Source organism: Peiella sedimenti (assembly GCF_030504955.1).
In the GTDB taxonomy this organism is placed as follows: Bacteria; Pseudomonadota; Alphaproteobacteria; order Caulobacterales; family Caulobacteraceae; genus Brevundimonas; species Brevundimonas sedimenti.
The window spans coordinates 497,501-515,371 of sequence record NZ_JAUKTR010000001.1; the positions used below are offsets into that span (position 1 = coordinate 497,501).

22 protein-coding genes, 2 tRNA genes, 2 rRNA genes and 1 pseudogene (1 of these 27 running past the window's edge) are annotated in these 17,871 nt (G+C 66.9%); 15 read left to right on the forward strand and 12 right to left on the reverse strand.

Features of this window, described 5'->3' with window-relative positions; translation table 11 throughout:
- From Q0812_RS02525 to Q0812_RS02535, 3 genes are all read left to right on the forward strand, one after another.
- Positions 1-1,831, forward strand: a 23S ribosomal RNA gene (locus tag Q0812_RS02525) (it extends 950 nt beyond the left edge of the window).
- A 75-nt stretch (positions 1,832-1,906) separates the two neighbouring features.
- A 5S ribosomal RNA gene (rrf, locus tag Q0812_RS02530) occupies positions 1,907-2,021 on the forward strand.
- 59 nt (positions 2,022-2,080) lie between these two features.
- Positions 2,081-2,157, forward strand: a tRNA-Met gene (locus tag Q0812_RS02535).
- Between the two features lie 67 nt (positions 2,158-2,224).
- Here the strand turns inward: Q0812_RS02535 and Q0812_RS02540 are convergent.
- The 7 genes and pseudogenes from Q0812_RS02540 to Q0812_RS13750 form a co-directional block, all read right to left on the reverse strand.
- On the reverse strand, positions 2,225-2,794 hold the full coding sequence (locus Q0812_RS02540) for a class I SAM-dependent methyltransferase (RefSeq protein WP_302108724.1): 570 nt from the start codon (positions 2,792-2,794) through the stop codon (positions 2,225-2,227).
- A gap of 49 nt (positions 2,795-2,843) precedes the next feature.
- Positions 2,844-4,997, reverse strand: coding sequence for a methylmalonyl-CoA mutase (gene scpA / locus Q0812_RS02545; RefSeq protein ID WP_302108725.1), 2,154 nt, complete (start codon positions 4,995-4,997; stop codon positions 2,844-2,846).
- A complete protein-coding gene (locus tag Q0812_RS02550; RefSeq protein ID WP_302108726.1) occupies positions 4,984-6,384 on the reverse strand; it encodes a methylmalonyl-CoA mutase family protein in 1,401 nt (466 codons plus the stop codon). The genes scpA and Q0812_RS02550 overlap by 14 nt, the downstream gene beginning before the upstream one ends.
- Positions 6,385-6,649: 265 nt before the next feature.
- Positions 6,650-7,072 (reverse strand): hypothetical protein, encoded by a 423-nt coding sequence (locus Q0812_RS02555; RefSeq protein ID WP_302108727.1) that lies wholly within the window; start codon positions 7,070-7,072, stop codon positions 6,650-6,652.
- 79 nt (positions 7,073-7,151) lie between these two features.
- Positions 7,152-7,499: a hypothetical protein gene (locus tag Q0812_RS02560; protein ID WP_302108728.1), complete on the reverse strand. Its 348-nt coding sequence runs from the start codon at positions 7,497-7,499 to the stop codon at positions 7,152-7,154.
- Positions 7,500-7,634: 135 nt separating this feature from the next.
- Positions 7,635-7,904: a hypothetical protein gene (locus Q0812_RS02565; protein ID WP_302109218.1), complete on the reverse strand. Its 270-nt coding sequence runs from the start codon at positions 7,902-7,904 to the stop codon at positions 7,635-7,637.
- Positions 7,905-8,025: 121 nt separating this feature from the next.
- A pseudogene (locus Q0812_RS13750) lies at positions 8,026-8,235 on the reverse strand (response regulator transcription factor); the annotation flags it as partial.
- A 104-nt stretch (positions 8,236-8,339) separates the two neighbouring features.
- Here Q0812_RS13750 and Q0812_RS02575 point away from each other — a divergent pair.
- Positions 8,340-8,705: a helix-turn-helix domain-containing protein gene (locus tag Q0812_RS02575; protein ID WP_302108729.1), complete on the forward strand. Its 366-nt coding sequence runs from the start codon at positions 8,340-8,342 to the stop codon at positions 8,703-8,705.
- 294 nt (positions 8,706-8,999) lie between these two features.
- Here the strand turns inward: Q0812_RS02575 and Q0812_RS02580 are convergent.
- Positions 9,000-9,074 (reverse strand) — tRNA-Thr (locus Q0812_RS02580).
- Positions 9,075-9,173: 99 nt separating this feature from the next.
- On the opposite strand from Q0812_RS02580, the gene Q0812_RS02585 reads away from it, so the two are divergent.
- The 3 genes from Q0812_RS02585 to Q0812_RS02595 all read left to right on the forward strand — a co-directional run bounded on the left by Q0812_RS02585 (position 9,174) and on the right by Q0812_RS02595 (position 11,011).
- Positions 9,174-9,308 carry a hypothetical protein gene (locus Q0812_RS02585; protein WP_302108730.1) on the forward strand — a complete coding sequence of 45 codons (135 nt, stop codon included), beginning with the start codon at positions 9,174-9,176 and terminating at the stop codon, positions 9,306-9,308.
- Positions 9,308-9,619, forward strand: a complete 312-nt coding sequence (locus tag Q0812_RS02590; protein ID WP_302108731.1) for a DUF1272 domain-containing protein — start codon at positions 9,308-9,310, stop codon at positions 9,617-9,619. Before Q0812_RS02585 ends, Q0812_RS02590 begins: the two co-directional genes overlap by 1 nt.
- 72 nt (positions 9,620-9,691) lie before the next feature.
- Positions 9,692-11,011 carry a dicarboxylate/amino acid:cation symporter gene (locus Q0812_RS02595; RefSeq protein ID WP_302109191.1) on the forward strand — a complete coding sequence of 440 codons (1,320 nt, stop codon included), beginning with the start codon at positions 9,692-9,694 and terminating at the stop codon, positions 11,009-11,011.
- Between the two features lie 15 nt (positions 11,012-11,026).
- On the opposite strand, the gene Q0812_RS02600 is transcribed toward Q0812_RS02595, so the two are convergent.
- Genes Q0812_RS02600 through Q0812_RS02610 form a run of 3 tightly spaced genes read right to left on the reverse strand, consistent with a single transcriptional unit; the run spans position 11,027 to position 12,627 of the window.
- On the reverse strand, positions 11,027-11,677 hold the full coding sequence (locus Q0812_RS02600) for a glutathione S-transferase family protein (protein WP_302108732.1): 651 nt from the start codon (positions 11,675-11,677) through the stop codon (positions 11,027-11,029).
- Positions 11,677-12,162 (reverse strand): VOC family protein, encoded by a 486-nt coding sequence (locus Q0812_RS02605; RefSeq protein ID WP_302108733.1) that lies wholly within the window; start codon positions 12,160-12,162, stop codon positions 11,677-11,679. The genes Q0812_RS02600 and Q0812_RS02605 overlap by 1 nt, the downstream gene beginning before the upstream one ends.
- A 27-nt stretch (positions 12,163-12,189) precedes the next feature.
- Complete coding sequence (locus tag Q0812_RS02610; protein WP_302108734.1) at positions 12,190-12,627, reverse strand: hypothetical protein; 438 nt, start codon at positions 12,625-12,627, stop codon at positions 12,190-12,192.
- Positions 12,628-12,933: 306 nt separating this feature from the next.
- On the opposite strand from Q0812_RS02610, the gene Q0812_RS02615 reads away from it, so the two are divergent.
- The 5 genes from Q0812_RS02615 to Q0812_RS02635 are packed head-to-tail and all read left to right on the forward strand — an operon-like array spanning position 12,934 to position 15,623.
- Positions 12,934-13,284, forward strand: a complete 351-nt coding sequence (locus tag Q0812_RS02615; protein ID WP_302108735.1) for an ArsR/SmtB family transcription factor — start codon at positions 12,934-12,936, stop codon at positions 13,282-13,284.
- Positions 13,281-13,757, forward strand: coding sequence for an ArsI/CadI family heavy metal resistance metalloenzyme (locus Q0812_RS02620; RefSeq protein ID WP_302108736.1), 477 nt, complete (start codon positions 13,281-13,283; stop codon positions 13,755-13,757). The genes Q0812_RS02615 and Q0812_RS02620 overlap by 4 nt, the downstream gene beginning before the upstream one ends.
- Positions 13,758-13,765: 8 nt before the next feature.
- Positions 13,766-14,191 carry an arsenate reductase (glutaredoxin) gene (arsC, locus tag Q0812_RS02625; protein ID WP_302108737.1) on the forward strand — a complete coding sequence of 142 codons (426 nt, stop codon included), beginning with the start codon at positions 13,766-13,768 and terminating at the stop codon, positions 14,189-14,191.
- Positions 14,188-15,258, forward strand: a complete 1,071-nt coding sequence (gene arsB / locus Q0812_RS02630; RefSeq protein ID WP_425281535.1) for an ACR3 family arsenite efflux transporter — start codon at positions 14,188-14,190, stop codon at positions 15,256-15,258. Before arsC ends, arsB begins: the two co-directional genes overlap by 4 nt.
- A gap of 17 nt (positions 15,259-15,275) precedes the next feature.
- Positions 15,276-15,623, forward strand: coding sequence for an arsenate reductase (locus Q0812_RS02635; protein WP_302108738.1), 348 nt, complete (start codon positions 15,276-15,278; stop codon positions 15,621-15,623).
- Here Q0812_RS02635 and Q0812_RS02640 read toward each other — a convergent pair.
- The gene (locus Q0812_RS02640; RefSeq protein ID WP_302108739.1) at positions 15,602-16,399 is read right to left on the reverse strand and encodes a pseudouridine synthase; all 798 of its coding nucleotides are present in this window, start codon (positions 16,397-16,399) and stop codon (positions 15,602-15,604) included. The genes Q0812_RS02635 and Q0812_RS02640 overlap by 22 nt on opposite strands.
- 135 nt (positions 16,400-16,534) lie before the next feature.
- On the opposite strand from Q0812_RS02640, the gene Q0812_RS02645 reads away from it, so the two are divergent.
- The 3 genes from Q0812_RS02645 to Q0812_RS02655 are packed head-to-tail and all read left to right on the forward strand — an operon-like array spanning position 16,535 to position 17,871.
- Positions 16,535-16,918: a DUF6249 domain-containing protein gene (locus Q0812_RS02645; protein ID WP_302108740.1), complete on the forward strand. Its 384-nt coding sequence runs from the start codon at positions 16,535-16,537 to the stop codon at positions 16,916-16,918.
- Between the two features lie 28 nt (positions 16,919-16,946).
- Entirely contained in the window at positions 16,947-17,501 is a 555-nt protein-coding gene (locus Q0812_RS02650; RefSeq protein WP_302108741.1) for an RNA polymerase sigma factor, read from the forward strand.
- On the forward strand, positions 17,494-17,871 hold the full coding sequence (locus Q0812_RS02655; RefSeq protein ID WP_302108742.1) for a hypothetical protein: 378 nt from the start codon (positions 17,494-17,496) through the stop codon (positions 17,869-17,871). The genes Q0812_RS02650 and Q0812_RS02655 overlap by 8 nt, the downstream gene beginning before the upstream one ends.

Genomic DNA, 17,871 nt, shown 5'->3' on the forward strand with positions numbered 1-17,871 from the left:
GAATACCCGAAAGAACTATCCGGCAGACACACGGCGGGTGCTAACGTCCGTCGTGAAAAGGGAAACAACCCTAACCATCATCTAAGGCCCCCAAGTAACGGCTAAGTGGGAAACGATGTGGGATTGCTTTGACAACCAGGAGGTTGGCTTAGAAGCAGCCATCCTTTAAAGAAAGCGTAACAGCTCACTGGTCAAGCGATCCTGCGCGGAAAATGTAACGGGGCTCAAGCCGTTCGCCGAAGGTATGGGCGCAGCAATGCGCGGTAGCGGAGCGTTCCGTAAGCCTGTGAAGGTCAGTCGTGAGGCTGGCTGGAGGTATCGGAAGTGAGAATGCTGACATGAGTAGCGATAAAGAGGGTGAGAGACCCTCTCGCCGAAAGACCAAGGGTTCCTGCGTAAAGCTAATCTGCGCAGGGTTAGCCGGCCCCTAAGGCGAGGCCGAAAGGCGTAGTCGATGGGAACCAGGTGAATATTCCTGGGCCAGTTGGAAGTGACGGATGGTGTAACTTGTCAGGGCTTATTGGATTGTCCTGGCAGGGAAGCCGTCCCTGGAAATAACTCCAACGGAGACCGTACCCGAAACCGACACAGGTGGTCAGGTAGAGCATACCAAGGCGCTTGAGAGAACTGTGCTGAAGGAACTCGGCAAATTGCACGCGTAACTTCGGAATAAGCGTGACTCACCCTGCGCAAGCAGGACTGAGTGGCACAGGCCAGGGGGTAGCGACTGTTTAGCAAAAACACAGGGCTCTGCGAAGCCGCAAGGCGACGTATAGGGTCTGACGCCTGCCCGGTGCCTGAAGGTTAAAGGGAGGTGTGCAAGCACCGAACTGAAGCCCAGGTAAACGGCGGCCGTAACTATAACGGTCCTAAGGTAGCGAAATTCCTTGTCGGGTAAGTTCCGACCTGCACGAATGGCGTAACGACTTCCCCACTGTCTCCAGCACAGGCTCAGCGAAATTGAATTCCCCGTGAAGATGCGGGGTTCCCGCGGTCAGACGGAAAGACCCTATGAACCTTTACTATAGCTTCGCCTTGGCGTTAGCGACCGTATGTGTAGGATAGGTGGGAGGCTATGAAACCGGGGCGCCAGTCTCGGTGGAGCCATCCTTGAAATACCACCCTTACTGTCGTTGACGTCTAACCGAGGCCCGTTATCCGGGTCCGGGACATGGCGTGGTGGGTAGTTTGACTGGGGCGGTCGCCTCCCAAAGTGTAACGGAGGCGCGCGATGGTGGGCTCAGAGCGGTCGGAAATCGCTCGTCGAGTGCAATGGCATAAGCCCGCCTGACTGCGAGACTGACAAGTCGAGCAGAGACGAAAGTCGGCCATAGTGATCCGGTGGTCCCGCGTGGAAGGGCCATCGCTCAACGGATAAAAGGTACTCTAGGGATAACAGGCTGATTTTGCCCAAGAGTCCATATCGACGGCAAAGTTTGGCACCTCGATGTCGGCTCATCACATCCTGGGGCTGGAGCAGGTCCCAAGGGTATGGCTGTTCGCCATTTAAAGTGGTACGTGAGCTGGGTTCAGAACGTCGTGAGACAGTTTGGTCCCTATCTGCCGTGGGTGTTCGAAGCTTGAGAGGATCTGTCCCTAGTACGAGAGGACCGGGATGGACGTACCTCTGGTGGACCTGTCGTGGCGCCAGCCGCGCAGCAGGGTAGCTAAGTACGGAATAGATAACCGCTGAAAGCATCTAAGCGGGAAACTAACCTCAAAACAAGGCTTCGCTGAGGATCGTGGAAGACTACCACGTTGATAGGCCGGGTGTGGAAGTGCGGCGACGCATGAAGCTTACCGGTACTAATAATCCGATCGGCTTGATCGTTTTCATCAAAGCCCATGCATACTGAAGGACTTTGAGTCCTGCAGACAATGTCTTCTCGATTGTCCGTCTTGTTGACCTGGTGGCTTTGTCGGAGGTTCCCCACCCGATCCCATTCCGAACTCGGTCGTTAAGCCCTCCAGAGCCGATGGTACTTCGTCTTAAGGCGCGGGAGAGTAGGTCGCCGCCGGGTCTACCAGACGGACAATCGTGAACTTCTCGGACAACCTTCCCTTTCACGTCCCTGCTTGCCGCGGGATGGAGCAGCCCGGTAGCTCGTCAGGCTCATAACCTGAAGGTCGCAGGTTCAAATCCTGCTCCCGCACCCAAGTTTCGAACGGCCCCAGGAGCAATCCCGGGGCCGTTCTTGCGTTTGCGTTCCGGTCGCGACGTCGGCTAGGCGCGCTTCCAGCAACTCATGTCCTGCTTGGCCCTCAGCACCGTGTATTCGTCGAAGGCGAAGATGGCGTCCCACCACTGGGGCGGCTCAACCGTGCGGTGCAGATTGACGCCCTCGTGGTCGACCGAGCCGGCCAGGCGCAGGCTGATGTTGCAGAAGAGCAGGCCCCCCGGCTTCAGCAGGCGGAGGAACTCGTCGCGCAGGCCCGGCACGTCCTCGCGGTCCAGATGCTCCAGCACGTCGAAGCAGGTGACCAGGTCGAAGCTGTGGTCCGGGAAGGGCGCGCGGCCGTTCTCGATCACGGCGGCGGCGCCTTCGCCCATGCGGGCGTTGGCGGTCTCGACGGCCTGGGCGCTGATGTCGGCGCCGACGCTGTCGAAGCCCCATTCTCGCATCTGCTCGACCACGAAACCGGCGCCGCAGCCCAGATCGATGTGGCGGGGGCCCTCGGCCCTCAGCCGCGCCTCGTTCTGGCGCACGAGCAGCAGGCCCGGCGAGTGGTGCGGGAGCTGATAGCCCTCGTTCTCGGCGTGAACCCGGTCGTAGATTCCAGCGTAGTCGGCCATGGCCGCATGAAGCACAGGCGGGCGGCGCGCCTCAAGGGCTGGAGGCGCCCTACCCCGCCGGAGGCTGGGCGTAGCCGAGGCGGGCATTGAGCCGCTCCAGCAGGTCGACGGCGGTGTCGGCGATGGTGGAGCCGGGCAGATACACAGCCGCGGCCCCCGAATTGAGCAAGGGCTGGACGTCCTGGGGCGGGATGACCCCGCCGACCACGATCAGGATGTCCGGGCGGCCCAGCCGCTCCAGCTCGGCCTTCAGTTCGGGCACGAAAGTCATGTGGCCCGCCGCCAGCGAGCTGGCGCCCACCACGTGGACGTTCTGGTCCACCGCCATGCGCGCTGCCTCGGCCGCCGTCTGGAACAGGGGCCCGGCCACGGCGTCGAAGCCGATGTCGGCATAGGCCGAGGCGATGACCTTCTGGCCCCGGTCGTGGCCGTCCTGGCCCAGCTTGGCCACCAGCACGCGGGGCGGGCCGCCGTCGTTCTCGACGAAGGCGGTGACCATGGCGGCGGCGCGGTTGAGGCGCGGATCGTCGCCGGCGGCCTGGCGATAGACGCCGGAGACGGTCTTCACCTCGGCCACGTGGCGGCCGAAGGCGCGCTCGACGGCGTCGCTGATCTCTCCCACCGTGGCGCGGGCGCGGGCGGCCTCCACGGACAGGGCCAGCAGATTGCCGTCGCCCCGGGCGCCGTTGGTCAGGGCCTCGAGCGCGGCCTGGCAGGCGGCCTCGTCACGCTCGGCGCGCAGGCGCTGAAGCTTCTCGATCTGGCGGGCGCGGACGGCGGCGTTGTCCACCTTGAGCACCGGGATCTCGTGCTCGTTCTCGGGACGGTAGCGGTTGACGCCCACCACGCTCTGCAGGCCGGTGTCGATGCGGGCCTGGGTGCGGGCGGCGGCCGCCTCGATGCGCAGCTTGGGGATGCCCTGCTCGATCGCGCGGGCCATGCCGCCGGCGGCCTCGACCTCCTCGATGTGAGACAGCGCGCGCGCGGCCAGGTCGTGGGTCAGGCGCTCCACATAGAAGGCCCCGCCATAGGGGTCGGCGGTGCGAGTCAGGCCGGTCTCGCGCGCAATGACCAGCTGGGTGTTGCGCGCAATGCGGGCCGAGAAGTCGGTGGGCAGGGCCAGGGCCTCGTCCAGCGAGTTGGTGTGCAGGCTCTGGGTGCCCCCGGTGACCGCCGCCATGGCCTCGACCATGGTGCGGGGCACGTTGTTGAAGACGTCCTGGGCCGCCAGCGACCAGCCCGAGGTCTGGCAGTGGGTGCGCAGCGCCAGGGACTTGGCGCTCTTGGGCGAGAACTCCCGCTGGATCAGCCGCGCCCAGAGCAGGCGCGCGGCCCGCATCTTGGCCGTCTCCATGAAGGGGTTCATGCCGATGCCCCAGAAGAAGCTGAGGCGAGGCGCGAAGGCGTCGATGTCCAGACCGGCGGCGACGCCCGCGCGGGCGTACTCGACCCCGTCGGCCAGGGTGTAGGCCATCTCCAGGTCGGCGGTCGCTCCGGCCTCCTGCATGTGATAGCCGGAGATGGAGATGGAGTTGAACCTCGGCATCTCCCTGGAAGTGTATGAGAAGATGTCGGAAATGATCCGCATGGAGGGGCCCGGCGGATACACGTAGGTGTTCCGGACCATGAACTCCTTGAGGATGTCGTTCTGGATCGTGCCTGAGAGCTGATCCCGGGCCACGCCCTGCTCCTCGGCGGCGACGATGTAGAGGGCCATGATCGGCAGGACCGCGCCGTTCATGGTCATGGAGACGCTCATCCGATCCAGCGGAATGCCGTCGAACAGGGTCTGCATGTCGAGGATGGAATCGATGGCCACGCCGGCCATGCCCACGTCGCCGGCGACGCGCGGATTGTCGCTGTCATAGCCGCGGTGCGTGGCCAGATCGAAGGCCACCGACAGGCCCATCTGACCGGCGGCCAGGTTGCGGCGATAGAAGGCGTTGGAGTCCTCCGCCGTGGAGAAGCCCGCGTACTGCCGGATGGTCCACGGGTTGGTGACGTACATGGTCGGGTAGGGGCCGCGCAGATAGGGCGCAACGCCGGGCAGGCCCGAGACGAAGTCGAGGCCCGCGCGGTCGGCCTCGGAATAGGCGGGCTGGACAGCGATCTCCTCCGGCGTCAACCATTGACTGGCGGCTGTGGAAGGCGCTGTGGACAGGTCCGGCGCGAAGGGCAGGGCGGCGAAATCAGGAAGCGGCATGGGCGGCCTCCTCAAAAGCCTTGAGTTCGAACGCGACGGCGTCCCGACGTAGGGGCAGGGGACAGTCGGCGACGGACACGGGCGGCGGTGGCGCATCGCCCGGCCGGGGGTGCTGGTTGACGCCGATCATCACCAGATCGCCAGAAGCGATGCGGGCGGCGCGGGCCTCGGCGGCCTCGGCCACCTGATCCGGCAGGCGGCCCGACAGCAGGGCGGCGTTCAGCCCGCCCTCGGCCTCAATAGCCTGGAAGGCGGCCCAGGCCCGTCGCGCCAGCTGGTCGGTCAGCTGCTCCACCGCGAAGGCCCCCGCCAGGGGGTCCGCCACCCGGCCCAGATGGCTCTCCTCCATCAGGACCAGCTGGATATTGCGCGACTGGCGCAGGGCCACAGGGCTGTCGATGCCCAGCACCCGGTCGAAGGGGTCCAGAGCGATGGCGTCGGCTCCGCCGACGGCGGCGGCGAAGCAGGCCGCCGTCTGGCGCAGCAGGTTGGTCTCGGCGTCCAGCGAGGTCAGCATGCGGCGGCTTCCCCGCGCCTCGATGCGGGCGGGCGCGTCGATGCCCACGGCGCCGGCCAGCTGGCGCCAGATCAGCCGGGCAGCCCGCAGCTTGGCGATGGTCAACAGTACGTCCTGGTCCGCCGACAAGCCCAGGACGGTGCGCGCCAGGGCCTGAGCCGGATCACCGCCGGCGGCTTCGGCGGCGCGCGCGGCCTGAACGGCGCCGGCGGCCATGAAGGCCAACTCCTGGACCTCGGTCCCGCCGGCGTCGTGCACCGCCACGCCCGATGCCATGAACAGGCTGGCCTGCGGATAGGCGGCCGCGTGGCGCAGGGCGGTGTTGGCGAAGCTGATGGTCAGGGCCGCCAGGTCCGCCCCCTCGCTGGTCGCCCAGGCTGAGGGCGCGTCCAGATGAAGGGCCAGGGCCGCCCGGGGCGACCCCTTGGCCGCCACGGCCAGGGCGTCAGCGGCGCGGGCGCCGTCAGCGCCTGCATCCAGCGCCACGGAGGCAAGTTCCAGCAGCACGCCCTTGAGGGCCGGGACCAGCCCGTCCTGATCGGCCAGCGCGCCGCGCGCCTCGACCAGCAGGGAGGCCGCGCCGCCGTTCAGGTGCTCCAGAGCAATGCGGTTCGCCTCAACAGGATCAGTCGCGCTCACGACGCCGCGCAGATCCCAGGGCCGCGTCACATCGACGGCTGGCGAGGTCAGCGGGCCGGTGCGGCCGCCCGCGTCAGCCGAGGTGTAGAGGGGCTGAATCTCCAGGCCGTCGGCCGTGCGGTGGATCAGCTCGTCGAAGGGCCGGCCCTTCAACCCCTTTTCGGCCAGAGCCCGCCAGGCGGCGAGGTCGGCGGGGGCGAAGTCGTCGGCGAGGGAACGGGTGGCGCTCATCACCGCGCGGGTTTGCGGCGGGGGAGCGCCCCGCGTCAAGGCTGGGATGTGAGGAGATCAGATGGTGCCGCCGGGCAGGATTGAACTGCCGACCTCAGCCTTACCAAGGTGGCGAGAGGTGAATCTGGTGGCTTCAGATTACAGCCGACCGGCCGAGAAAACCTCCAAAATCCAGTAGATAGCGCCCCAAGACACCATTCGGCGAAGGCCTTAGGCCGGCGCCAGGGGATCGGGGGCCACGGGGATCCGGGATTGGGCTCTGACGTCATGTCCGCCCCCGCCGCGACAGCTCGTGCTGTATAACCCCGATCGCGAGCGCCATCAGAGCCCCAATCGTGTAAGCGACCTGCAGCGCCCAGTAAGCCAGTTCTCCAAACCGCAGATCGATGATGGCTGCGGCGTGCGTCGCGGCGGTCAAGATCTGGAAGGCGGCCATCGCCATCGCCCACCGCCTGCCGCTCAAGCACGCGATCGTTGCGATGCCGACCGCCAGCACGACGTCGATGACGAGCACAAACCACCTCTCCCCGTTCGGTCCCGCGAGCTCGTACGCCATCGGCGTGACCCACCACCCGGCGAGAAAGAGCGCCGCCGCCCCGCGAAGCGCCCAAGTCCCTCGCCAAAGCGCGACGATGCAGACGAGCGTGCAGATCGCGAGCGAAGTGATCGATAGCGCCGAACTCCACATCCCGCCCGTCTCCCCCGTCCGTCTCCCCCTGCGCCCGTGCAGATGATGCACGAGCGCAGCGGTCGCGGGGAAGGGGGCTTTAGGCGGCCGCCGCCCCGCCGCCGTCGATCACCGCGAGCCCACGCGGTTCGAGGCCGTCTTCGGGCTTATCCGGCACCCCTGTGAGCCCGATGCCGAAGTCCTGTTTAACACCGTTGAGCGTCTTGTGCGCCGCCACGACCCGCCCCCGCGCGTCAGCGAGACTCGTGATCGCCTGAGCCAGCTCGACGACAGCCTGATGCCCGACCTCACACGCGAAGTTCCCCTGAAGCCTCAGACTCGGGAGCACGCTCGTCAGCTCCCCCGTCGCCTCGAGGGCACGGTCGATGGCGGATTCTGCGGTCAGCAGCTTGCGCGCAGCAGCACGCGCGATCGCATTGCGCGACATAGTTTTACCCCGTGTTAGCGAGCCCCTCCCGCCGTCACTGCATCGTGACGAGCAACCGCTGGACCCCGTTCGCGACAACGTCGACGAGAAGAACGATTAGGACTGTGGCTATGACCGTCCCGAACACCCAGACCCCTAGCCGTCCAAGATTCGATTGAGGTCGGTTGGGTTCATGGAAGGCCCAGAAAGCGCTTGGTCGCTCTCGTCGAGCGCGATCCAAATCGCGATCGACAGAAGCTTCAGCGTCTCCTCGACCTCCTTGTCCCCAGCGTAGTGAGTCTTCGCCAACCCCAATACCGACGTCGCAAACCGCTCCGCTTGCAGCGCTGAGAGCGTATGCGGGATCACGGCGCGAGCCAGTTCCCGCCACGTCACTCGCGGGATTAGGGTGTCCAGAACGTCCATCACGATCCTCTCGTTGACGTTCCGATCCTGACCGAATGCGCTCGTGATCAGCGACTACCTTCATGAGGGGCCCCTCGACGAGGGGTATCGCGGACGTCCCATAAGCCTTCACGAGCAGGCGAACGGCGTGATCGCGCGTCGTCGCGCCGAGACGCTGCCGCGCCCTGTCGAGCCGGTCTTTGACGGTGTGCGGGGAGATCTGTAGCACGCGCGCGATCTCCTTCGTCGAGAGTCGCTGGGCGAGGAGCTCGAGGCACGCTCGCTCCCTGTCTGTAAGCTGCGCTACGCGCGAAAGCAGATCGTCTTCGGTCAACTCCGCGCCCCTCCGCAAAAGAACCTAGCTGTCAGGCTTCAGGATAGTGTGCTGAAATCCCATTCACTACCTCTGAAAAGAGTGGGAGGCTTTCGATTGCACACGGGCAGAGGAACGGCGCGATGACGAGGCTGGGCGCGGATGCTGCAGACGTTGCGATTGGGGCCAGGCTGCGCACGCAACGGCGCGCGCTCGGAGTCACGCAACTCGCGCTCGCTGAGCATCTTGGGGTGACGTTTCAGCAGGTCCAGAAGTACGAGAAAGGGGTCAATCGGATGAGCGCGACCATGCTCGCCTCAGCCGCCAAGTTCCTGAAAACAAGCCTCGCCGCCCTTTTGGGGGAAGACGACGAATCGTCTGTCGCCGAACCGATCCTAAAGAACCTTCATGTCGGCGGTGCGACTGAGCTCCTTGCCCTCTATCGCGAACTGAGCCCCCGACGCCGCCGCGCGCTGCTCGAGCTCGCGCGCGCGATGATCGAAGACTGAAGCGGGATTAGGGTTCGAGTGGCGGCTCGGGGAGAGCCCCGAAGCATCCCAGCGGCTAATGACAGGCACGCCGGTCAGCTGATGATGCTGATCATCTGCGAGAGAACACCGCTAGCATGCTGCCTACCATGCAGGCCAACGTGAAACAGTGGTGCAGCGGAGTACCCCGGCACCCCCTAGACAAAGATGATGCTTGAATGTGAATCTGTGGCTGTGGTGGTTCCGCAGTGGTTCCGACCCGGATGACCGCTACGGAGTCAAATAGGAAAACATCAAAAAAATCATCAAGTCAGATGGTGCCGCCGGGCAGGATTGAACTGCCGACCTCAGCCTTACCAAGGATGCGCTCTACCACTGAGCTACGGCGGCCCTTCTGAGGAAGCGCGCTAATAGCGAACCCAGCCGCCCGTGGGAAGCCCTGATACGCGCGATCTTGACGCGGGGCGGGCGGGGGCGGGAAATCCGCCCATGCCGGACGACTCCAAGCCCAAGACTCAGAAGCCGGAGCCCGGCAGCCGAGAGGCGCGCCTCGCCGAGGCGCTGCGCCGCAACCTGCGCCGCCGGAAGGCCGCCGACAAGCCGCCCAAGTCCGAGGCGAACTGATGGCGCTGGAGCTGAGGCCCAACTGCGAGCGGTGCGACCGCGACCTGGGCCCCGACAGTCGCGACGCGCGCATCTGCACCTATGAATGCACCTTCTGCGTCGATTGCGTGGAGGGGGTGCTGAAGAACGTCTGCCCCAACTGCGGCGGCGGTTTCGAGCGCCGACCGATTCGCCCCGCCATCGCCTGGCGGCCGGGCCTGTCGGTCAACGAACGCCCACCCTCGACGCGGCGGGTGCGCACGGCCTATCAGGATGCTGAGCTGACGGCGTTCGCGGACCGCATCGCGCACATACCGCCCGAGAAACGCTAGGTCCGAACCGGGGGAGGGGGCGTGGCCGCATCATCGATCGAGGGGGCGCGTCCCGCGGCGCCCGGCGTCGCCCTGCCGCACGGCGGACCGCCGCTCAAGCCCCGCCGCTGGTGGGCCAGCCTCTATGTGCAGGTGCTGGCCGCCATCCTGCTTGGGGGCCTGATCGGCCACCTGTGGCCCAGCTTCGGCGAGAGCCTGAAGCCGCTGGGCGACGCCTTCATCCGGCTGGTGAAGATGATCATCGCCCCGGTGATATTCCTGACCGTCTCGGTCGGCATCGCGCACCTGGGCGACCTGAGGGCCGTCGGCAAGACGGCCGGCAAGGCCTTCGCCTATTTCATCGTCGTGTCCAGCTTCGCCCTGGTGGTGGGGCTGGGGGTGGCCAACCTTGTCCAGCCAGGCCGGGGCATGGGGGTCGATCCCGCCACGCTCGATCCGGCGGCGGTGGCGGACTATGCCGCCCGCGCCCACGAGACCACCGTCACCGGCTTTCTCATGAACGTCATCCCCGAGACGGTCATCGGCGCCTTCGCGGGCGGCGAGATCCTGCAGGTGCTGTTCTTCTCCATCCTGTTCGGGGTCAGCCTGGCCATGACGGGCGCGCGGGGCAGGCCGGTCGTGGCCCTGCTCGAAAGCGTGTCCGAGGCCTTCTTCAAGCTGGTGGCGATCCTGATGAAGGCCGCGCCCATCGGCGCATTCGGGGCCTTCGCCTTCACCATCGGCCGCTACGGCATCGAGAGCATCGTCAACCTGGCCGGGCTGGTAGCCACCTTCTACCTGACCTCGGCCCTGTTCGTGCTGGTGGTGCTGGGGGCGATCGCCAGGGCCAGCGGATTCTCCATCCTGAAGCTGATCCGGTATCTCAAGGAGGAGTTGCTGCTGGTGCTGGGCACATCCAGCTCCGAGGCCGCCCTGCCCAGCCTGATGCAGAAGCTGGAGCGCGCAGGCGCCGCCAAGCCGGTGGTGGGGCTGGTCATTCCGACCGGCTATTCCTTCAACCTGGACGGCACCAACATCTACATGACCCTGGCGGCGCTGTTCATCGCCCAGGCTTGCGGTATCGACCTCAGCCTTGAGGAACAACTGCTGCTGCTGGCCGTGGCGGTGCTCAGCTCGAAGGGCGCGGCCGGCGTCACCGGATCGGGCTTCATCACCCTGGCGGCCACTTTGGCGGTCGTGCCCAGCGTGCCGGTGGCGGGCATGGCGCTGATCCTGGGCGTCGACCGTTTCATGAGCGAGTGCCGGGCGATTACGAACTTCATCGGCAACGCCGTGGCGACCCTGGTAGTGGCCCGCTGGGAGAGGGCGCTGGACAAGGGCGCTCTGGACGCGGCCCTGGCCGGAGCGCCCCAGCCTCTGGCGGCGCCTTCAGTTCAGCGGGACGCTGATTAGGACGAGACCGGCGTCTCAGTCCCGATCCGGCGCGCCCAGCGGGAAGTAGTGGCGGAAGGGCCGGGCCTCATCCACCGCCCGCTTCACCGACGGCCGCGCCAGCAGCCGGGCGCGATAGGCGCGAAGAGTCTTCAACTCCTCCGGGATCGGGCGCGTCCAGTCCGCGTAGAACAGGAAGGGCGCGGCGCCGCAGTCGGCCAGGCTGAAGCCGTGGGGCGTGGCCCATTCCAGCCCCTCCAGTCGCTGGTCCAGCCAGACATAGACGGTGTCCAGCATCTTCATGGCCTCAGCCACGCCATAGGGGTCGCGCTGGTCCTCGGGACGAATGATGTCGAAGACCGGCTTGCTCTGGGACGTGGCGACATAGTTGTCGAAGATGCGGTCCATCATGCGCACCTGGACCGCCGCGGCCGGATCCTCAGGGATCAGGCGCACAGGGCCGGGATGGTGGACGGCCAGATGCTCGATGATTGCGGTCGCCTCGACGACCACCTGGTCCCCGTCCACCAGCACTGGAAAGCGCTTGATCGGCCACAGGGCCGTCAGCTCGTCCATGACGCCGGGGTCTTCAAGGAACCGCGCCTCGAACGGCGTCTCGTTTTCGTAAAGGGCGATCAGCGTCTTCTGGCAGTAGGACGAGAAGGGGTGCGAATAGAGGGTCAGCATCAGGCGCCCGCCACGGCTTGCTCGACGGCGGCGATGTCGATGCGCTTCATGGTCATCATGGCCTCGAAGGCGCGCTTGGATCTTGCCGGGTCTGGATCGGCGAGCAACTCGAGCATGCGCCGGGGCGTGATCTGCCAGGACAGGCCCCAGCGGTCCTTGACCCAGCCGCACTGCTCGGCCTCGGGCACGGCGGACAGGGCGTCGGTCAGACGGTCGTTCTCGGCCTGATCCTCGGTGACGACCATGAAGGACACGGCCTCCGTGAACTTGAAATGAGGCCCGCCGTTCAGGGCCGAGTATTTCTGCCCGGCCAGGGTGAAGTCGACCACCAGCACGGCCCCGGCCGGGGTGGAGGGATTGTCGGCGGGCGCACGCACGATTCTGTCGATGCGCGAGTCCGGCAGCAGGCTGCAATAGAACTCGGCCGCCTCCAGGCCGTCGCCGTCGAACCATAGGACGGAGATGATCTTCTGGGTCGTGGCCATGGGAGTCTCCTTGGGTTGGGTTCGTCCCTAGGACGCTTTAGGGGAGGCGGAGCCGACATCGCGTGGCGGCGCCCGGTAAAGCAGGCGGCCGGGTGAGGCGTCCTCCGGATGTCCATAGGTGGGATAAGCCCAGCCGATGGAGCAGGGGCGGCAGCTGCGCTTGCCCACCACGACTGAGATGCCCTCGTAAATAAAGCCAGAGTCCTCGGGCGGCCAGGGCTGCTGAACAACGACGGACGAACCCCGATCAAAAACTTCGTATCCGAGATGTGGGGCGAAGCCCGGACCTTGCGGGTCGCTGGTGGCCCGCCAGGCGGCTTCTACATAGTCGCAGCGCTTGACCGCGGGGCCTGTGCAGCCGCCGGCCGCGCCGTTGGTGACCACCAGCAGGCTGAGGGCGGCCAGACCCAGCATCAGGCCGAACACGCCTGCTCCGAGGGTCAGAAGCTCGCCGGGTTTCGGCATGGCCCGCATCCTTCGTGTCCACAGAGACGCTAGCAGCGGGCAGAGGGCGTGGCGAGCTTCATGGCGGTTCGTTCCTGCCATCACCGCGTCGGTTGAGCGGCCTTCAGGGGCTCCAGCGCCGCGCGCAGCATGATCATGGCGGCGCAGGGGCGGATGTGGGGCCACACGGCTTGGCGCGCCTCGCCCAGGGCCAGGGCAGCCTCGCCAGGTAGGCGCCATTCTTGACGACGGGGGAAGGGCCGGCCCTCTTGACGCTTCGATAATCATCGAATAGTTCGATATCTATCGAAACGAGGATGTAGCCCGATGAACCAGGAAACGGCGGTCTCGGCGCTGGCCGCCCTGGCCCAGGACACGCGCCTTTCGGCCTTTCGCAGGCTGGTCCAGGCCGGCCCAGACGGACTGCTGGCGGGCGAGGTGGCCGAGGCCATGGGCGCCCCGCCCTCGACCATGTCCCACCACCTGGGCCAGCTTGAGCGCGCGGGCCTGATCCGGTCGCGCCGCGAGGGCCGGACCGTGGCCTACGCCGCCGACTACGACGCCATGCGCCGCCTGCTGGGCTTCCTCATGGAGGACTGCTGCCAGGGCGCGCCCGAAATCTGCGGCCCCCTCGCCCTATCAACCCCCGCCTGCCCGTCAAAGGAGACCGGCCAATGAAACGCCTGCATGTTCACGTCAGCGTCGAGGATCTGGCGCAGTCGATCCGCTTCTACTCGACCCTGTTCGCCGCCGAACCGACCGTGACCAAGCCCGACTACGCCAAGTGGATGCTGGATGATCCGCGCGTGAACTTCGCCATCTCGGCGGGCCGCGTGGGCGAAAAGGGCATCGAGCACCTGGGCATCCAGGTCGAAAGCGAGGAGGAGCTGACCGAGGTCTACGCTCGGCTCAAGGCGGCGGACCGTCCCGTGCTGGAGGAAGGCGCAACCACCTGCTGCTACGCCAAGTCGCAAAAAAGCTGGATCGCCGATCCGCAGGGCGTGGTCTGGGAGACCTTCCACACCACGGCTGAAGCGGTGAACTACGGCGTGGGCCCTGAGCTGAACAGGCTGGTCTCGGACAATGCGGGCGAGGGCGCCTGCTGCGCGCCGGACCTCCAGCCCAAGCCCGCCGTGGCCTGCTGCGGCTGAGGGCCCCAATGACCGTCACCATCTATCACAACCCCGCCTGCGGCACGTCGCGCAACACCCTGGCGATGATCCGCGCCACGGGCGTGGAGCCCACCGTGGTCGAATATCTGAAGACGCCGCCCTCGCGCGAACGGCTGCGCGACCTGGTGCGCGCGGCGGGCCTGTCGCCGCGCGATCTGCTGCGGGAGAAGGGAACGCCCTACGCCGAGCTGGGCCTGGGCGACCCGTCGGTCAGCGATGACCGGATCATCGATCTGATGGTCGAGCACCCCATCCTGATCAACCGCCCGCTGGTTGAGACGCCCCGGGGCGTGCGGCTGTGCCGGCCCTCCGAACAGGTGCTCGATCTGCTGGATGCGCCCCTGCCGGCCGATTTCGTCAAGGAGGACGGCGAGGTCGTGCGCGCCTCAAACGGGGAGCCCGGCGCGCGATGACCGCCACGCCGGAACAGGCGCGGCCCGCCATGTCGAGGTTCGAACGTTATCTGACCGTCTGGGTCGCCCTGTGCATCGTCGCCGGGGTGGCGCTGGGCTGGGCCTTCCCTCAGCTGTTCAGCCTGATCGCCTCGGCGGAAGTGGCCCAGGTGAACCTGCCGGTCGCGGTGCTGATCTGGCTGATGATCATTCCCATGCTGCTCAAGATCGACCTTGGCGCCATGGGCCAGGTGCGCCGCCACATGCGCGGCGTCGGCGTCACCCTGTTCGTCAACTGGGCGGTGAAGCCCTTCTCCATGGCCCTGCTGGCCGGGGTCTTCATCGGCTGGCTGTTCAGGCCGCTGCTTCCCGGCGACCAGATCGACAGCTACATCGCCGGGCTGATCCTTCTGGCGGCCGCGCCCTGCACGGCCATGGTCTTCGTCTGGTCCAACCTGTGCGAGGGCGAGCCGAACTACACCCTGTCCCAGGTGGCGCTGAACGACGTCATCATGGTCTTCGCCTTCGCGCCCCTGGTGGGCCTGCTGCTGGGCGTCGCCTCGATCTCGGTGCCCTGGGACACCCTGACGCTGTCGGTCGTCCTCTACATCGTACTGCCGGTGATCGCCGCCCAGCTGCTGCGCGCCGTCATCCTGCGGCGGGGCGGGCAGGCCTCGCTAGAGCGCCTGCAAAGGGCGCTGGGTCCGGTGTCGCTGGTGGCCCTGCTGACGACCCTGGTGCTGCTGTTCGGCTTTCAGGGGGAACAGATACTGGCCCAGCCGCTGGTGATCGCCCTGCTGGCCGTGCCCATCCTGATCCAGGTCTATCTGAACGCGGGGCTGGCCTACTGGCTGTCAAAGCGGCTGGGCGTAGCCTGGTGCGTGGCGGCGCCGGCGGCCCTGATCGGCGCCTCGAACTTCTTTGAGCTGGCCGTGGCCGCCGCCATTTCGCTCTATGGCCTCAACTCCGGGGCCGCCCTGGCCACGGTGGTGGGCGTGCTGGTCGAGGTGCCGGTGATGCTGTCGGTGGTCGCAATCGTGAAACGGTCCAGGGGCTGGTACGAGGGCGGCGCGGCGCGCGCGGGCTGAGATGCGAGAGACCAGAGATGACCCCGACCCTCTACGGCATTCCGAACTGCGACACGGTGAAGAAGGCGCGCGTCTGGCTGGACGGGCGAGGGATCGCCTACGCCTTCCATGACTACAAGAAGCAGGGCGCGCCGGAGGCGGCGCTGCGCGCCTGGGTCGATGAGCTGGGGTGGGAGACGGTGCTGAACCGTGCAGGGACCACCTTCCGGGCGCTGCCGGAGGCCGACAGGGCGGACCTGAACGCCGACAAGGCCGTGCGGCTGATGCTGGCGCAGCCCTCCATGATCAAGCGGCCGATCCTGGACCTGGGCGACCGCCGCATCGCCGGCTTCAAACCGGAGATTTACGAGGCCGCGTTCGGCTGAGCCCCACGTGGCTTTGCCCGTTCGATCAGGGCCTGGCGCTCGTCCGCCGTCAGCACCCGCCACTTGCTCTCGGGCAGATCGCCCAGCTTCAGCGGGCCGATGCGCACTCGAAACAGGTCCGTGACGCGCAGGTCCACCAGCTCGCACATGCGCCGGATCTGACGGTTGCGGCCCTCCTTCAGGATGAAGCGCAGGGTGGCCATACCGGTGTGGGTGACACGGGCGGGCTTCAGCGGCTTGCCGTCCAGCGACAGACCGTGACGCAGGCGGCGCACCTTGTCCGGGGTGATGTGGCCGCGCACCCGAACGATGTACTCCTTCTCCAGGTCCGACTCCGGACCGATGACCGCGCGCGCTAGGACGCCGTCCTCCGACAGGATCAGAAGTCCGCGCGAATCCATGTCGAGGCGGCCCAGCGGCGGCAGGCTTCGGTCAGGGCCCGGGATGTCGTCGCCGGGGCCGGTCAGGTTCTGGGCCGTCAGCAGACGCACGGCGGGGGTGTAGCCAGGCTCCGGCTGGCCCGAGACATAGCCCACCGGCTTGTGCAGCACGGCGGTCAGGGCGCCCGACAGCTTCTGGGCGCCCCGCTCGGCCAGGGTCAGGGTCTGGCCCGGCAGGATCTTGCGCCCCGCGTCCGTCACCACCTCGCCGTCGATCAGAACCAACCCGTCGAGGATCAGGGCCTCGGCCTCGCGGCGCGAACAGACGCCGGACTGGGCCAGCCAGCGGTTCACCCGCTGGGGCTCGGGCTCGTCATAGCGGCGGGAAAAGCTCATGCGGGATTGACCAAAGGGGCGGCGCACCCGCGCATTACACAAGTTTCACGCAAAGGTCCGCATCCGCGCGGCGCCTCCGCCGCCTCTAGCCCACAGAAGACGCGCGAAGCGTGCGTCACATGGAGAGACGAAAACATGGAAGGCTTCGGCATTCTCATACCCCTGGCCCCCTTCATCATGGTGGTGCTGATCATCGCCATCCCGGCCTGGCTGAAGAGCAAGGAAAAGCGCGAGATGCAGCAGACGCTGCGCACGGCCATCGAAAAGGGCCAGACCCTGCCGCCCGAGCTGATCGAGCAACTGAACAAGGATAGCCAGAAGGTTCAGCCCAGCGCTCAGCGCGACCTGCGCCAGGGCGTGATCTGGCTGGCCGTCGGCCTGGGCATCGCCGCCTTCGCCTGGTTCGTGGGCATGGAAGAGGGCGACGCGCTGAACCCGATCCTGGGCATGGCGGCGATTCCCACCCTGATCGGCGTGGCCTTCATCGTCCTGAGCTTCTTCAACAAGAACAAGGACTGAGGGGCGACCGTTGGGCCAGGCTGCGACCATGCGGGACCTGACGCGACTGCACGACGTCGAGCTCGCGGCCCTCGCGGCCGCGGGCGGGCGCCGTGAGTTCGGCGAACTGGCCCGGCGCCACTCGGCCGGAGTGCGGGCCCTGCTGCGCCGCATGGGCGCCGACCCGGCCACCGCCGAGGACGTGGCCCAGGACGCCTTCATCCAGGCGTTCCAGAGCATCGCCTCCTTCCGGGGCGAGGGGACGTTCGCGGCCTGGGTCCGGCGCATCGCCGCGCGGCGCTATCTGAAGGCGCGAGCCAGGGCCGGCGCCCTTGTGCTGTCCCCCGACGACGCGCCCGAAGAGGCGGCGCCGGAGGGCGCCTACGCCGGCGCCCGCCTCGACCTGGATCAGGCCTTGAAAGGCCTCAGCGAGGCGGAACGGCTGTGCGTCTCGCTGTGTTACGGGGCGGGGCTGTCCCACAGCGAGGTGGCTGAAATCCTGGGGGCCCCCTTGGGAACGGTGAAATCCCATGTCAAACGTGGTTTGGATAAACTCAAGGCCCGCATGGGCCAGGAGACTTCGCGGAGTGCGGCCGGTGGCTGACGAGTTCGAACGCGATCTGCAGCGTCTGTTCCAGCAGGCTGAGCCCGGCGGCTGGGACGCCGACGCCTTCGCCCGGCGCATCGAGGCGCGGCTGCAGCGCGCAGAGCGCCTTCGCCTGGCCGTGCTGCTGCTGGCCGGGCTGGTCGGCGCCGGCCTTGCGGCCCAGCAGATGATGAACTCCACGCTGGGGGCCCAGCTCATGGGCCTGTTCCAGAGCGCCGTGAACCTGGGCGGCCAGGCCGAGACGGCGGCCCTGGGCCAGATCGACGCCCTTTCCTTCGGCGGCTCGTCCGTGGTGGTGATGTGGCTGCTGGCCGCCGCCCTGGCCGGGGCCGCGATCCTCGGCGCCCGCCTGCTGAACGAGTCCTGA